Source organism: Psychrobacillus sp. FSL K6-2365, from assembly GCF_038003165.1.
In the GTDB taxonomy this organism is placed as follows: domain Bacteria; phylum Bacillota; class Bacilli; order Bacillales_A; family Planococcaceae; genus Psychrobacillus; species Psychrobacillus psychrodurans.
On sequence record NZ_JBBOOO010000001.1, the window covers coordinates 3,231,442 to 3,246,517 of the forward strand.

At 36.4% G+C, this 15,076-nt stretch carries 15 protein-coding genes; 2 read left to right on the forward strand and 13 right to left on the reverse strand.

Translation table 11 applies throughout. The annotated features are described in order from the left end of the window. Positions 1 to 5: 5 nt before the first annotated feature. From MKY29_RS16195 to MKY29_RS16205, 3 genes are read right to left on the reverse strand one after another with little or no spacing between them, the layout of a single operon-like run. Positions 6 to 758, reverse strand: coding sequence for an ABC transporter permease (locus MKY29_RS16195; protein WP_093496549.1), 753 nt, complete (start codon positions 756 to 758; stop codon positions 6 to 8). Continuing rightward, a complete protein-coding gene (locus MKY29_RS16200; protein ID WP_093496550.1) occupies positions 755 to 1,474 on the reverse strand; it encodes an ABC transporter ATP-binding protein in 720 nt (239 codons plus the stop codon). Before MKY29_RS16200 ends, MKY29_RS16195 begins: the two co-directional genes overlap by 4 nt. Continuing rightward, positions 1,471 to 1,998: a GNAT family N-acetyltransferase gene (locus tag MKY29_RS16205; protein WP_241598986.1), complete on the reverse strand. Its 528-nt coding sequence runs from the start codon at positions 1,996 to 1,998 to the stop codon at positions 1,471 to 1,473. The genes MKY29_RS16200 and MKY29_RS16205 overlap by 4 nt, the downstream gene beginning before the upstream one ends. 133 nt (positions 1,999 to 2,131) lie before the next feature. On the opposite strand from MKY29_RS16205, the gene MKY29_RS16210 reads away from it, so the two are divergent. After that, complete coding sequence (locus tag MKY29_RS16210) at positions 2,132 to 3,484, forward strand: amino acid permease (protein WP_340880290.1); 1,353 nt, start codon at positions 2,132 to 2,134, stop codon at positions 3,482 to 3,484. Positions 3,485 to 3,576: 92 nt separating this feature from the next. Here the strand turns inward: MKY29_RS16210 and MKY29_RS16215 are convergent, their stop codons facing one another. From MKY29_RS16215 to MKY29_RS16245, 7 genes are all read right to left on the reverse strand, one after another. Beyond that, the gene (locus MKY29_RS16215) at positions 3,577 to 5,556 is read right to left on the reverse strand and encodes a S9 family peptidase (RefSeq protein WP_340880291.1); all 1,980 of its coding nucleotides are present in this window, start codon (positions 5,554 to 5,556) and stop codon (positions 3,577 to 3,579) included. 132 nt (positions 5,557 to 5,688) lie between these two features. Further along, complete coding sequence (locus MKY29_RS16220) at positions 5,689 to 7,236, reverse strand: fatty acid--CoA ligase family protein (RefSeq protein WP_445677880.1); 1,548 nt, start codon at positions 7,234 to 7,236, stop codon at positions 5,689 to 5,691. 255 nt (positions 7,237 to 7,491) lie between these two features. Next, positions 7,492 to 9,423, reverse strand: a complete 1,932-nt coding sequence (locus tag MKY29_RS16225; protein WP_340880293.1) for an ABC transporter permease — start codon at positions 9,421 to 9,423, stop codon at positions 7,492 to 7,494. Beyond that, on the reverse strand, positions 9,398 to 10,168 hold the full coding sequence (locus tag MKY29_RS16230; protein ID WP_090566614.1) for an ABC transporter ATP-binding protein: 771 nt from the start codon (positions 10,166 to 10,168) through the stop codon (positions 9,398 to 9,400). Before MKY29_RS16230 ends, MKY29_RS16225 begins: the two co-directional genes overlap by 26 nt. Beyond that, on the reverse strand, positions 10,128 to 11,174 hold the full coding sequence (locus MKY29_RS16235; RefSeq protein WP_340880294.1) for a sensor histidine kinase: 1,047 nt from the start codon (positions 11,172 to 11,174) through the stop codon (positions 10,128 to 10,130). The genes MKY29_RS16230 and MKY29_RS16235 overlap by 41 nt, the downstream gene beginning before the upstream one ends. 1 nt (position 11,175) lies before the next feature. Beyond that, entirely contained in the window at positions 11,176 to 11,880 is a 705-nt protein-coding gene (locus MKY29_RS16240; RefSeq protein ID WP_093496556.1) for a response regulator transcription factor, read from the reverse strand. Positions 11,881 to 11,961: 81 nt separating this feature from the next. Continuing rightward, on the reverse strand, positions 11,962 to 12,954 hold the full coding sequence (locus MKY29_RS16245; RefSeq protein ID WP_340880295.1) for a lipoate--protein ligase: 993 nt from the start codon (positions 12,952 to 12,954) through the stop codon (positions 11,962 to 11,964). Between the two features lie 122 nt (positions 12,955 to 13,076). On the opposite strand from MKY29_RS16245, the gene yhfH reads away from it, so the two are divergent. After that, positions 13,077 to 13,202 carry a protein YhfH gene (gene yhfH, locus MKY29_RS16250; RefSeq protein WP_093496558.1) on the forward strand — a complete coding sequence of 42 codons (126 nt, stop codon included), beginning with the start codon at positions 13,077 to 13,079 and terminating at the stop codon, positions 13,200 to 13,202. 124 nt (positions 13,203 to 13,326) lie between these two features. Here yhfH and MKY29_RS16255 read toward each other — a convergent pair whose 3' ends face one another. From MKY29_RS16255 to MKY29_RS16265, 3 genes are all read right to left on the reverse strand, one after another. After that, positions 13,327 to 13,623: a putative quinol monooxygenase gene (locus MKY29_RS16255; protein ID WP_340880296.1), complete on the reverse strand. Its 297-nt coding sequence runs from the start codon at positions 13,621 to 13,623 to the stop codon at positions 13,327 to 13,329. Positions 13,624 to 13,702: 79 nt separating this feature from the next. Further along, positions 13,703 to 14,131, reverse strand: a complete 429-nt coding sequence (locus tag MKY29_RS16260; RefSeq protein WP_093496559.1) for a MarR family winged helix-turn-helix transcriptional regulator — start codon at positions 14,129 to 14,131, stop codon at positions 13,703 to 13,705. Positions 14,132 to 14,294: 163 nt separating this feature from the next. Continuing rightward, positions 14,295 to 14,933: a nitroreductase family protein gene (locus MKY29_RS16265; protein WP_340880297.1), complete on the reverse strand. Its 639-nt coding sequence runs from the start codon at positions 14,931 to 14,933 to the stop codon at positions 14,295 to 14,297. Positions 14,934 to 15,076: the final 143 nt, after the last annotated feature.

Consider the following 15,076-nt stretch of genomic DNA (forward strand, 5'->3'; position numbering starts at 1 on the left):
ATTTTTTATCTCCAATCCTTCAATTGTAGATCCTTTGTAAATAATTTTTTATAACAAAGTACACTTAGCATCATACTTGTAATGGCTGAGGAACTAGTAAATACAAAAATAATCAATATTTGATAACGAACTGCTTCGACTGGGTCTGCTCCAGCAATAATCATTCCTGTCATCATTCCCGGCAATTGGACAAGTCCCACTGTTTTCATCGCATCAATTGTCGGAATCATACTGAATTTGACGGAGCGTTTTAACACATCTTGCACAGCCTGGCGACTAGTTGCACCGAGTGAAAGTAAGGTTTCAATTTCCCCTTTAGAGCTTTCCGTTTCTCGCTTTAGTTGTGTTAGAAACAATCCACACGCAACCATTGCATTACCAATAGTCATTCCACTTAGCGGGATGATGTACTGTGGTGTTGCGTCTATGATTTGCAAGCTTAGTAATAGTCCCATCATTAGGATTTCCATCGTAGCAATAGAGAGAATAATTCTCCATATCACTCCTTCCATTCCTTTTGCCCGTTTTGCTGCATTAAATGCTGCGACAACAATCATGACGCAAATGATTATGATAATGAATAGAATATTTTCTGACTGGAATACAAACTGCAAAACATACCCAACAGCAAGTAACTGTATTGCCGCTCTAACCGTTCCGATTGCAATGTCCTTCTCTAAGTCAAGCTTTTGCCAAACCGATACTAGCATCGTAATAATGACAAACAGTAAAGTAAAACTTAATGCTAGCAGGCTCATAGTTTCACCTGTGTTGGAGAGCTCGCTTGGTCGTCTAAAAACACAGACGTCTTTACATCACTTGCAAGTGTCCCATCTTCCATATACCAAATACGTTCACTAACATTTTTGGCTTGCTCCATATCATGTGTCACCCAAATAAATCCTATCTTCTCTTTTTGATGGAGTTTGAATAGTAGCTGTTCTACTAATTCCTTACTCTGTTGGTCAAGAGAAGCCGTAATTTCATCAAGAAGTAATATTTTCGGTCGTAATAGCAACGAGCGAACTAAAGCAATACGCTGTTTTTCCCCACCAGATAAATCTCCTGCATGCTTCCCCCAGTCTAAATGATCTAACCCTACTGCTTTTATCAACTGTCTTGCGTAACTTTCTTCAAAAGTTCGATTATGTATTTTACTGCTGATCATTAAATTATCCAATATGGTCCCTGGAAGCATTGTAGCTTGTTGGGCAACATAGCATATGTTCATACGCCATATTCTACTATCTACTTCACTCATTAATTGACCGTTGAAGTAAATCGTTCCACTATCAACAGATTCTAATTTTGCTAGAATGCGTAGGAGCGTACTCTTACCTTGCCCAGATTTACCGAGTAAGGCAATACGTTCTGGTTGTTCGATAGTAGTAGTTACATCAGAAAATAGTTCACTTTTTTTCTGAGCATCCCAATGCTTTTTCATCAGCTGCTTTAATTCAACTAATGGTGTCATACACGTTCTTCCCATTCTTCTCTTAATAAACCCATTCGAATAGAGTCATAATATACTCCGTTATAGAAACGACATTTTCGTAGTCTTGCTTCCATAGACATACCCAACTTTTCACCGACTTTAATCATGCGTTCATTACCAGACCAAGTTGTATAACCAACACGAACAAGTGGTAATTCTTTAAATAAATGATTAATCCACATTCGAAGTGCCTCTGTGCCTATTCCACCACTCCAAAAATTGGCTTCATAAATGACAATCCCCATTTCTAACCAGAGGGATTCCTCGTGCTCCCAGTAGTAACAGAGTGAACCGACTAATTCTCCATTTACATAAATACCCCACATATCATCTTGCTGGATCAATTGATCTTTCTTTTCTAAGAAATTCTCTAATGTTGTAGGAATATGCGGATAATAAGGTGCATCCCATTTTTTCCACTCTGGTGCTTCTTCCTTTGCACTTAATTCCCATAGTCTAAAAAGCTCTCCTTCGATAATAGGACGAATCGTTACATCTTTCATCATTTAACTCCATTCTATCATGCTTTGTATACATAATTTTACCACAATATCAGTATGATAGACTGTTCCCAATATGCACATTATTGTGATAAAGTTTTATCTTACAGTATTAAATAACGAGGAGTGACATAGCTTGGGTGGAAATCAATTACAACGAGGTTTAGAACAACGACATATCACCTTGATGTCATTAGGAGCAGCAATCGGAGTTGGGCTATTTTTAGGTTCAGCAACGGCAATACAACTTGCAGGACCTGCTATTCTGATTTCCTATATCGTCGGGGGAATGGCTATTTTTATCATCATGCGAGCGCTTGGAGAAATGGCTGTTCATAATCCTGTTTCGGGTTCATTTAGTCGGTATGCAAAGGATTATTTAGGTCCTCTTGCTGGATACATAACAGGATGGAATTATTGGTTTTTATGGGTAGTTACCTGTATGGCAGAGATTACAGCTGTAGGAGTTTATATGCAAATGTGGTATCCAGACACAGCTCCATGGATATGGGCATTAGGCGCATTAGTTATTATGACACTTATTAACTTAATAGCCGTTAAAGCTTATGGGGAGTTTGAGTTTTGGTTTGCGCTTATTAAAATTATTGCCATCTTAGCAATGATTTTTGTAGGGCTGGGGGTAATTCTTTTTGGTCTCGGTAATGATGGAATAGCAGTTGGCATAAGCAATTTATGGTCGAACGGTGGATTTGCTCCAAATGGCGTTACTGGAATATTCATGTCCCTACAGATGGTCATGTTTGCGTATTTAGGTGTGGAGATGATCGGTGTAACTGCTGGAGAAGCAAAAAATCCTAAAACAGTGATACCACGAGCAATCGATACGGTGTTTTGGCGTATTTTACTGTTCTATGTTGGGGCACTGTTTGTAATAATGTCTATTTATCCATGGAACGAGATAGGAGCTAACGGAAGTCCTTTCGTTTTAATGTTCGAGAAAATTGGTATCGGTCCAGCAGCAGGTATTATTAACTTTGTAGTCCTTACAGCTGCACTATCTAGTTGTAATAGTGGTATTTTTAGCACTGGGCGTATGTTATTTAATTTGGCTCAGCAGAAACAAGCTCCTAATTCATTTTCTAAAATCAGCAGATCGGGAGTACCTTCAAAAGCTATTGTATTTTCAGCGGTTTTATTGTTAGTCGGGGTTGTATTAAATTACTTAGTTCCTGAAAAAGTATTCATCTGGGTAACGAGTATTTCGACATTCGGAGCCGTTTGGACATGGGGAATTATATTATTATCTCAATTAAAATTCCGTAAAACACTTACAAAAGGAGAAGTATCAAGGCTTTCCTATAAGGCTTTGTTCTATCCAGTAGGATCCTATTTAGCACTAGCTTTTTTAGTATTGGTACTTGGTCTCATGGCTTACTTCCCCGATACACGTATCGCCCTAATAGTAGGTCCCATATGGATAATCGGATTAGTGATTGTCTATTATAAAAAAGGATTTCATAAAAAGTAATTTATATTGGATTCGACCAATTATTTGGCGGAATCATCCAATCCAACAAAACCCCGTCATTTCCTTATCGAAATGACGGGGTCTTTTTTCTGTTAACCAATATATTTGGCAAACCAGCTCGTGATTTGATCAAGTCGTGTTTGTCTTAAATTAGGCAGTCCTACTCGAGATAAATTATGATCGGATTGCGGGAAACGCACGAAACTTGTCTCTTTCCCCATAACTTTTAACGTAATATATAGCTGTTGCCCTTGTTCGATAGGACAACGATAGTCATTTTCGCTATGCAATATCAATAAAGGTGTTTCTACGTTAGCTGCGTATTTGAGTGGAGACGCATCCCATAGTTTATCAATATCCGTCATATCGGTACCAATCTGCCATGGTGTGAAGTAGTATCCAATATCAGAAACTCCATAAAAACTGATCCAATTTGAAATCGAACGTTGCGTAACCGCTGCTTTAAAGCGATTTGTATGCCCTACAATCCAGTTTGTCATAAACCCACCGTAGCTCCCACCTGTTACTCCTAAGCGGTCTTTGTCAATCCAATCATTTTCCTTCAACACATAATCTACTCCAGCCATGATATCTTCATAGTCACCACCACCGTAATCTCCGCGCACAGCGTCAACAAATTGTTGACTATATGAATGACTTCCACGTGGATTTACATATAAAACTCCATATCCTTGCGCCGCTAATAGTTGTAGCTCATGGAAAAATGTATTCGCATACATCGTATGAGGTCCACCATGGACTTCTACAATAAGTGGATACTTATTTCCGTCCTGGTAGCCTGTCGGTTTCATTAACCAACCGTGGACATCCCAATCATTAAGGCCTTTATACACAATGGCTTCTGGTTCGACAAGCTCTACTTCATTTAACAACTCTTCGTTAAATTTAGTGAGAGCAATTCTTTCACCAGTCGCCAAATTTAGTTTAAATAATTCCCCGGGAAATATTGCATTACTTATTGTCGCAAGAGCAAAGGTTCCATTACCCGCAATATCGTATCCATATACATGCTCGTTTTCCGGTGTTGCTGGGTAAATCTCCCCTTCAAGAGACGCGAAATACAAACGTACATCCCCCATTGTGGATAGTTGGAAATAGAGGTGATTCTGCTCTGTCCAAACAACATCAGGTGCACTTGCTCCTTGTTGGATATCTGCTCCTGCATAATCCCCTACTGGAGCATCAATACCTTCAGTAAGTATTTGAAGTTTGCCAGTTCTCACTTCATATACATACACCTCTGCATGTGTTGCATTTTTAAATGTGTGAAGCATTCCTCCAAAGGCAATATATTGATCATCTGCTGAGAATGTTGCTCCTCCAAAATATCCGCTTTCTTCAATAATTACCGTTTCTTTTTTCGTTTCAACGTCGATTAATAATATAGGCTCACGGAATGAAAAATCTTGATTTTCATCACGATTCACACCGATTACTAGTTTTTTCCCATCGTGAGAAATTGCCTGAAGACTATGATTAAATGTACCATCTGTAAAAGCTTTAACTTCTCCAGATGCTATAACGATAGATCCAATTTGTCGGTTTGTATCTTTAGGTAACAAACCTACTCCATCACTATGATATTTCATTTTTTCAACAATATAAGCTTCCGGTAGTTTCTTATCTTCCTTTTCAGCATCGTCCGTCCAACTTTCCCCGTCTTTAAAGGAAGCAGAGAACCAAATCTTTTTACTACAAGGAGACCAAATAAAACTAGAAACACCGTCTTTAAATTTTGTAAGTCGTTTTGCTTCTCCACCTCTAGCTGACATAATGTAAATCTGATTTTTCTTATCACGATTTGATAGAAATGCTAGTTGTTTCCCATCTGCTGACCATTTAGGGGATGACACTTTTTCTTTCGAATGGGTCCATTGTGTTATTTCATCCGTTTCGATATCTACGTGATATAAATAAGCATAGTATTTATTATCCTCTTTGTGCATTTCCGTTCGAATGAAAACTGCCTCCTTTCCGTTTGGTGAAATCACAGGATTTGTTATCGATTGTATTGCAAATAAATCGGTTGCTTCTAGTTTTCTTTTAATCATTTAAAAATCCCCCTCTATTTAAATCTACTCTCTCTATTTATTTCGACATTCGAAATCTTTTTCCTTCTAGTTTCTATGAAAGTCTATAAAAAAAGCTCCTCAAGATTACATGAGGAGCGATAAATTTATCATTTAAACTGTTTGTGCTTTTAAAGAGCGTCGTAGGATTTTACCCGTTGTATTCTTAGGAAGTTCCTCTAAGAATTCAATCTTCTTAGGCACTTTATATTTTGCTAGTTTTTCTGAACAATAGTCTTGTAACTGTTGTTCTGTCAACGTAGGATCTTTTTTGACAACAAATGCAAGCACTTCCTCTCCAAAGTTTGGATCAGGAATTCCAACAACTGCTGCCTCAACTATACTAGGATGTGTAAATAGCACTTCCTCTACTTCACGTGGATATACATTATAGCCACCAACGATAATCATATCCTTTTTTCGGTCAACGATAAAGAAATAGCCTTCCTCGTCTTGTCTTGCAAGATCTCCAGTATATAACCAGCCATCGCGGATTGCACTTTCTGTTTCTTCCGGCATCTTGTAGTAACCCTTCATGACGTTAGGTCCGCGAACGATCAGTTCTCCTACCTCACCTATTGGAACTTCTTCTCCAAGTTCATTGACGATTTTATTTTCCACATTTACGATATTTGTTCCGATTGAACCTGGCTTACGATCACGGTCTATTGGGTTAAAGCATGTTACCGGTGATGCCTCCGACAAACCATATCCTTCTGATACACGAACATTGAACTTGTTTTCAAAGTTATGTAACAGTGCAACTGGCAATGAAGATCCACCCGAAATTGCTAAGCGAATTCTTGAAAAATCTTCTACATTGGCTTCCGGGAATTGATACAAGAAATTATACATGGTTGGAACACCTGCAAATACTGTTGCTTGATGCTCTTTTGCAACACTAAACACTTCTTGTGGGGTAAATCTTGGAATTAATAGAAGGGTTGCCCCCATTAGTAATGGCGCATTCACAACTACTGTTAGTGCAAACACATGAAATACAGGTAAAGTTGTTATTACACGATCTTCTGTATTAATCTTCAAGTATTCTGCAACATCACGAGCATTAGAGTAAATATTATTGTATGTTAACATTGCACCTTTTGGATGACCAGTAGTTCCAGAAGTATATAAGATTACAGCAATATCATCTGGGTCTGTATCCGCTGCAGAAGTACCCAGTATAGATGAAGAAATCATCATTGAAAACGGTTTCACTTTTGTCTTCAATTCTTCTGGTAAATCAGCTAGTTTTTGAACAGTAGCCGGCTGCGTTTCACAAATAATGTAATTTTCAACCGAAGTGAAAACTCCAGCGGCTTTCTCTACTAAAGGCAATAATGCATCCAGAGCAATAATTACCTTAGCATCACTGTTTTTTACAATGTAACTGATTTCATCTGGCGAATAAATTGGATTAATCGGAACTGCCGTCGCACCAATTCGCATAGTAGCATATAAAGAAATTAAAAAATGTGGTGAGTTCCCTAGTAAAAAACCAATATTATCGCCTTTATCCACACCAATTGACTTTAATGCCCCTGCAAATAGCTCAACTGACTGATCGAATTCTGCGTATGTAGTATCTTTTCCCATAAAATGATAGGCAACCTTCTCCGGATGCTCACTAGCAATCTGTTGAACACGTGAAACTAAACTCATACTCTCGTCTCCCATCTTTTTTTGAATGAATGACCATTCATTATCCCCGTATTCATTATATAAGAAAAGTTTTGACAATTCAAGAAAAACTAGAATATGCTATAGTACTTGCGCTAATCAGATTTAATATTCTATTTCTAAATACTTTAATTTCATACTTTAAGAATTGCTGAAGAAAATTACTACTAGTTCATTTGCCGTATTAAAAAGTTCTTATACCCAAAAAAGAAGGCTACTCCTGTAACCTTCTTTTCACTATTGTATATGGGAAATGTATCTCCAACGAATCAAAAAGAAATAAGAAACTTGAATAATAGTGAATGCTATTAATACAAGTAACATTTCCATTGCTATGGAAACTGCTGCTAAGTCGACCCAAAATGCTTGTAAAAACATAAACGAAAACGTACTATGCACCATAGCCAATCCCCAAGGCAGGAAAAACTGAGGAATTAACTGGCGATTTACTATTTTCACTAACTCTCGATCCGTAACGCCCATTCTACGAAGTACATCATATTGTTTTTTATCGCGCTCTAAATCTGTATAAAGCTTAAAGTACACAAAACTCCCAGCTGCAAGCAGTAATACTGCTGCTACAAGCAAACCTGTAAATAACAATAAAGAGAATGTAGCACGGATGATAGAATAATTTAAGCCAGGATTAAAGAAATAGTAAGCATTGGGATTTATATCTGAAGTTCCCATGGTTTGAGTCATAATTCTGTCTAAGTCAGTGCCGACATCCTTCGTGCGAAGCCACTCGGAAACATGAAAAGCATAAAATGTTATGTTTGACTCCCTTAAGCCATATCCATATAAAGGCTCAGTAATAAGTTCGTAATCCTCATCACTAATGATTAACGATCTATTTTTAAGGGCAATGGATGGGAATATCAAGCGATCATAGATTCCTTTAATCTGAATAGGTACACTGCTTTCCTCTAGCACCGTTTGCTCGTCTTCAATCCTTAAGCCTTCGTAGTCTTCACGTCTATTCGGTATGATCAATGCTTCCCCATTTTGCAGGTCGATCAAAGGAATTTTCAATGCAACCGCTAAACTATTTACTTCCGATTCTTTTATAAGATTTACTTGGCTACGCAAATTAGAAGAAGTTTGTTTTTTTACAGAGAGCTTAACTAAGTCATAAGACAACCCCTCCCTTTGAAGCTCCTGAGATAGTTTCATCACATGCTCTTCCTCAAAAGGATTATCCCAATTACTTGAATAGAAAATACTGACCGGATTCATTTCCCTATATTGCGCTGTAAAAGAAGTAAACGAAGTTACAACACCTACTGAAAGAAAAGCTATTGTCGAAACAACCGTAACTATGAAAAACATTCGAGCATTTTCTCTTATTTTAATAGAACCTTCTGCAAATGCTATCAATCGAAATGAATGCCAGTACAAATTCTTACGCTTTCGAATAATTCCTAACAAATACAAAACACTATCTGTATAGAACAGATAAGTGCCAACCAATGCCAGGAAAATAATGATAAAGCTCATATATACTTTAATTTGAAAAAGAGATAATAAAACTAAACTATAAGCAGTGAAAAGCAGCAATAATCCTAATACTGCCCTTCCCTTACTATAAGCCTCTTGTTCATTTTGTTTACCATATCCCTTTAGAAGCTGAATTATATTCTTTTTACGTATAAATACTGAGCTACCAAAGGAAATAATGATATACAATGATAAAAATACAAGAATAGTCAATGTAAAAGGCTTCCATGACAAATATAACGGTAGATTATCAAGTAAAAACATCTCTCGAATAACCATAAAGAAAAACTTAGAAAAAGCAAATCCAAAAAAGATACCTACAGTTGTTGATATAAACCCTAATATCATCGTTTCTAAGAAAATCATCCGATTAAGCTGACGCTTGTCCATCCCTAAATTTAATAGGACTCCAAATTCCTGTGAACGAGCCTCTAGAAAAGCACTCATCGAATAAAATAAAAAAGACAAAGTGAATATTATTAAAATAACCTGTGCAATGAACATTCCGCCAAAAGCGATATTCTGTAAAAATTGATCTTCAATATTGGGATGAAACATTAACATTGAATAGACAAAAAACACTAAAACTGAAAAAATACTCGCCAATAAGAATGCAGCATATACACGTGCATTTCGAATGACATTATTATAAGCGAATTGTCGAAAGGTCATTTACATTTCCACCCAGTAAAGATAAGACATTTAAAATACGTTGAAAGAACGTTTGTCTTCGGTCATCTTTATATATTTCATTAAAATACTCGCCATCCTTTATAAACAAAACACGATCACAATAGCTTGCAGCAATCGGATCATGTGTCACCATAATAATGGTCGTATTACTTCTTTTATTGACATTAGATAACAGTTCTAACACATCTTTTGCAGCTTTTGAATCCAGATTTCCGGTTGGCTCATCTGCCAGTATAATAGAAGGCTCATGTATTAAAGCGCGTCCAATTGCTGTTCTTTGCGCTTGTCCCCCGGAAATTTCAAATGGTCTTTTTTCTAAAATAGAGGTAATATCAAGCTGTTCCGCTATACTATTAACTTTTTGTTTCATCACATTTATCGGCTGTTCATCTAATGTTAATGGCAATACCATATTCTCTTCCACAGTTAATGCTGAAAGTAGATTAAAGTCCTGAAAAACAAAGCCAAGCTGTCTTCTCCGGAATAATGATAAATCATTGCTTTTCAATTTCATAGGATCTAAGCCATTAATCGTCATATCTCCTGAAGTTGGGCTATCGACTGTTGATATCAAATTGAGTAGAGTTGTTTTCCCACTACCTGATGGACCCATAACTGCAAGGAATTCTCCCTTTTCTACCTCGAAGCTTAGTTGATTTATCGCTAAATGCGCGACTTTCCCCTCATATACCTTCGTTATTTCTTCCAGTGTTAATATCGACATCGAGCTCACCTCGTTCTGAAGTTTCTTGTTGTTCAAATACAATCGATACTGTCGTTCCTTCTCCCACTGTTGATATTATTTTCATCTCATGCCCTAATCTATGACAAATTTCCTGTGCCAAATATAATCCCATTCCAGTAGATTCACCAGTTTTCCTGCCATTTTCTCCAGTGAAAAAAGCTCTTGTCACTCTTTTCATATCTGAGACAGGTATGCCAATTCCTTCATCTCTTACGGATAAAATGACCTGATTATGTTCAAAGGTAGTTTCAAAGTATACCTTTTTGTTTTCCTCAAAAGTATATTTAATCGCATTTGTTAAAAATTGAGCTATTACAAACCGTAACCACTTCGAATCTGAAGTAACCGTACAATCTTTTTCAATAGATATAACCGGAAATACATGACTTCCTATAAATAATCGCTTATTACTAGATACCACTTCCATAACAAGCTGTTTTATATCAATTTGTTCAATTTGCATATCTTCTTCAAATGTATCTAACCGAGCATTCATCAGAACTGCATCCAGACCACGCTTCAGTCGATCCATTTCTTCAGAAACACCAGCTGCATCTACTTGATCATTCCCTTGAGTCATCAGCTCTATAACCGAAATAGGTGTTTTCATCTGATGTACCCAGCTATTCATAAATTGTAAATGTCTATTTTGCCTAGCATATAGAAGTTGTACTTCCTTTTGATACAAACGATAAATATGCTGCAAATACTTCTCGATTTGTTTTATCTCCGGGGACTGCGCCTCTCGTTGCAATACAACCTCAATCTTAGTAGGCACAGATAGAATCTTCTTATAGAATGCATACTTTTTTACAAATAATGTCCCTAAAAAGGTCATGGTCAATATACTAGTAATAACAATGGAATACACCGCAGTATCTACATTTCGGAAACCATCCAGCCAATATAGCAGCATTACAAATAATACTAATAAAACCTGAAAAACTAAAAAAACTAAATGCTCCTTTATAAACAATCGAATCATATTATGACTCCTCCGAGCTCAGGATTAATCTGTATCCTGCTCCTCTGACAGTTTCAATTGTAGACAAAACATTATAGTCACTTAACTTTTTTCGAACTCTTGTCATATTTACATTTAATGTATTCTCATCAACGAATGACTGGTCATCCCAAAGTTCCTCTAATAGTTGCTCCCTAGTCACCAGCTTCGGATGGCTTTTTAGCAATAATTCTAATATCGTACACTCTTTCTTTTGAAGTGGAATTTCACCATGTACGGTATGTAACTCCATTCGTTCCATATAAAGCTGTAACCTACCAACCTTGATAACTCTTTCTTCCTGCTTCGCGGCATATTCACCATACGTTCTTCTCAAATGACTTCTTATTTTAGCTAGGACGATTTCATAATGAAAAGGCTTCGTGATAAAATCATCTCCACCATTTTCTAGCGCAAATATTTGATCCATTTCACCAGATCTAGCAGAAACGAATATAATCGGGCAAGTAGTTAATTGGCGCAATTGGCGACACCAATAATATCCATCATACGATGGTAAATTTACATCCAGCAACACAATATGAGGATCAAACGCAGTAAACTCCTCCACTATTTGTTCAAAATCCTCTATAGTATGCACCTCGTAATGATATTTCCTTAAAGTATCTGCAAGTAGAGATGCTATCTTTCGATCATCCTCTACAACTAACACACGATGCGTTGTCACAATAATCCTCCTCCACAAAAACAGTTCTTACTTTATCATATCAAAAAAGAGCCCAACATACGTCAGACTCTCTTCCATTTATTAATAAATTAATTGAACAAGCTCTTCTTTTGTAATACCACCGAAGTATTTAGGGACGTCTATGTTTGTTAATGCAGCTTCGATTCCTTCTTTGCTGTACGGTTTTCCAGTTAGAAGCTGTTCTACTTCAGCCATATCACCTACACCGAAGAAATCTCCGAAGATTTTCACTTCTTCAATCATTCCTTTATTTACATCTAAACGAACATCTACGCCTCCAACTGGGAAGCGGTGCGAATGCTTCATATTGAATTTAGGTGATTTACCGTAGTTCCAATCCCATTGTTGATAACGCTCTTCTGAAAGCATATGGATATTCTCCCAGTCCTGCTCTGTTAGCTCCCAATATTGTATATTTTCTTCCCCTTCAAAAATGGAAGCGAGAAGTTCTAAACGGAATTCTTCGACTGTCATTGGATTTTCTAGTAGCTCGATTATATTCGTAACACGACTACGAATTGATTTAATACCTTTAGATTCAATTTTTTCTTTGCTTACCTTTAAGGCAGATACAACAGCATCTATTTCTGTATCGAACATCAATGTTCCATGGCTGAACATACGTCCACGAGTAGAGTATTGAGCATTCCCAGAGATTTTTTTCCCTTCAGCCAAAATATCGTTTCTTCCAGACAACTCTGCATTTACACCCATTTTTGCAAGTGCATCTATAACAGGCTGTGTGAACTTTTTAAAGTTACGAAAGCTCTCTCCGTCATCCTTTGTTAAAAAGCTATAATTCAGGTTTCCTAAATCATGGTACACAGCACCCCCTCCAGAAAGTCTACGTACTGGGATAATGCCATTTTTCTCTACAAAATCAGTATTTATTTCTTCAATTGTATTTTGGTTTCTCCCAATAATAATAGAAGGCTGATTTATGTAAAACAGAAGAAAAGAATCCTTTTCAACGTCCATTGTGTTTAATGCGTACTCCTCAATTGCTAAGTTAATACGTGGATCTGTAATTCCTTTATTATCAATAAAATACATGTTCATCTCTCCTTTATAATTATTTTATCAAAAGTTCAGTTAATATGTTGACAAATCGAACTGTGTTATACTACAATAAAAACAATTAAAACAGTTATATAACAGATGGAGGTGGAACAACTATGTTAGAAAACGTAATTGAATTTTTCCGTAACCTGCCCGCTAAGAAATGTGCAACATGTGGTGAAACAATAGAAGAACAACATGAATGCTACGGGAACCACTGTGATAAATGCACGACACTTTAATAATTGAAAGAACTGCCCACTAGATTCTCCCCTGTCTAGTGGGATTTTTTATCATATAAAATATGAACAAAAACAAACACCCCAAGGATTTAATCCTTGGGGTGTTTGGTATTTAATATAAAATTTAGGCTTGTACAAGTTCTCCGTCAAATACTTTTAGGACCATCGGTGCGGCCATAAAAGACGGAGCTTTTTGAATGAAAGCTGTGAAATGTTCACTCGTATTATGAGCTTTAGTAGCCTCTACATCTTCCCAAAGTTCAATCATTGTATAATGATAATCTTGGTCAGTAGATTTCATCAAATCGTAGCTAATATTACCTTTTTCAGCTCTTGTTGCTGCAAGAAGTGTTTTTGCTTCTTCCAAGAATGCTTGTTCTTGATCCATTTTTACCTGGAGATGTGCATGAATTATAATCATAGTTATCATCCTTTATGTTAGATTATTTATACTTAAGACTTACAATTGATAAGATCCTATTCAATTGAAGTTAAAAATTCTAGTATTCACTTATGTTATTTTGCATACGATTAAGCATGTCAGATAGGGTTTCCAATTCTTCTTGGTTAAAATCATGAAGCATTTGGTTTACGAAATTAACCTTTTCTTTTTTGTAACCAACAATTTGTTTGCGCCCTTCCTCTGTAAGACGAACAAATATCACTCTATTATCGTTAGGATTTCTTCGTCTAGCGACCATTCCGTTTGCCTCAAGTTGTTTTAGATGGCGAGTAATAGCAGCACTATCTATATTAACAGCTTTTTGCAACGTGGACTGATTGATTTCATCTGTTTCATACAGCTGGTGTAGCAATTCATAGCGTGAAGAGCTAATGCCTGTGCACCGTTCAAATTTAGGGCTAATTTGATTATTAAGCCCTTTAAGCAGATGTAAGATTTGTTCATGATTAGATAGTGAACAACGCATCATTTGACCTCCTAAATAGTTTTATGTGGCCAACATATACGAGTGTCTACTACTTTATTGAATCCTCAATTATTGACCTGTCAATAAAATATAATACAAAATTTTTTAAAGTACAACTCGAAATGGTAACTTATCCACCAATTTATATTCAAAAGGTTCTATCTTATTTCCAGATCGTAGTTGTATCGACAGGCAGACGATATGATTGATAACCTTCATTAATGGCTTTACCAATGGAAATTAACATAATCGGTATATAACGTTCTTTGTCCAGACCATATGCTTCAGCAATATTGTCTTTCTCATATCCACCGATAGGATTCGTATCATACCCGAATGAACGAGCTACTAGCATAAGTTGCATGGAAACAAGACCTGCATCCAGCATAACTATATCTTTCATTTGCTCATCGGACATATTTTCATAAAACGGTTTAAAATAATTTAATTGTGCTTCTTTAACTTCTTGAGGCATATATCCAAGTTGAACCGCTTTGCTAAATATCTCTTCGGCATAATCAAAATTATTTCGGTCACCGAAGACAGCGATCACCGCAGATGAACTTAATACTTTATCCTTGTTGAATTTAGCAAGTGTTGCAAGCTTTGCTTTTCCTTCTTCGCTGTCAATGACTACAAATCTCCAAGGCTGAAAATTAATAGAAGATGGAGCTTTTGAAGCTTGAGCTATAATTTCGGTCATTTCTTCACGGCTGATTTTAACCGAGGGGTCATATACCTTAATGGAACGACGACCGTATACAATTTCATTGAAATCATTTGTTTTTTGATATTTAAGCATATTGTAGTTACTCCTTTTTATTATATTAATTGACACGTCAATAATTGATACATCAATTAATATAATATAAATTGATGAAATATGCAATACTTAAGATTCTATTGCTCTAATTTTAATAATAAAAGGTCTACGTTAAAGATAAG

Bases quoted from the DNA above. Each gene is read 5' to 3' on its own strand.
- MKY29_RS16195 (WP_093496549.1), bottom strand. From the start codon at position 758: ATGAGCCTGCTAGCATTAAGTTTTACTTTACTGTTTGTCATTATTACG.
- MKY29_RS16200 (WP_093496550.1), bottom strand. From the start codon at position 1,474: ATGACACCATTAGTTGAATTAAAGCAGCTGATGAAAAAGCATTGGGAT.
- MKY29_RS16205 (WP_241598986.1), bottom strand. From the start codon at position 1,998: ATGAAAGATGTAACGATTCGTCCTATTATCGAAGGAGAGCTTTTTAGA.
- MKY29_RS16215 (WP_340880291.1), bottom strand. From the start codon at position 5,556: ATGATTAAAAGAAAACTAGAAGCAACCGATTTATTTGCAATACAATCG.
- MKY29_RS16220 (WP_445677880.1), bottom strand. From the start codon at position 7,236: ATGAGTTTAGTTTCACGTGTTCAACAGATTGCTAGTGAGCATCCGGAG.
- MKY29_RS16225 (WP_340880293.1), bottom strand. From the start codon at position 9,423: ATGACCTTTCGACAATTCGCTTATAATAATGTCATTCGAAATGCACGT.
- MKY29_RS16230 (WP_090566614.1), bottom strand. From the start codon at position 10,168: ATGTCGATATTAACACTGGAAGAAATAACGAAGGTATATGAGGGGAAA.
- MKY29_RS16235 (WP_340880294.1), bottom strand. From the start codon at position 11,174: ATGATTCGATTGTTTATAAAGGAGCATTTAGTTTTTTTAGTTTTTCAG.
- MKY29_RS16245 (WP_340880295.1), bottom strand. From the start codon at position 12,954: ATGTATTTTATTGATAATAAAGGAATTACAGATCCACGTATTAACTTA.
- yhfH (WP_093496558.1), top strand. From the start codon at position 13,077: ATGTTAGAAAACGTAATTGAATTTTTCCGTAACCTGCCCGCTAAGAAA.
- MKY29_RS16255 (WP_340880296.1), bottom strand. From the start codon at position 13,623: ATGATTATAATTCATGCACATCTCCAGGTAAAAATGGATCAAGAACAA.
- MKY29_RS16260 (WP_093496559.1), bottom strand. From the start codon at position 14,131: ATGCGTTGTTCACTATCTAATCATGAACAAATCTTACATCTGCTTAAA.
- MKY29_RS16265 (WP_340880297.1), bottom strand. From the start codon at position 14,933: ATGCTTAAATATCAAAAAACAAATGATTTCAATGAAATTGTATACGGT.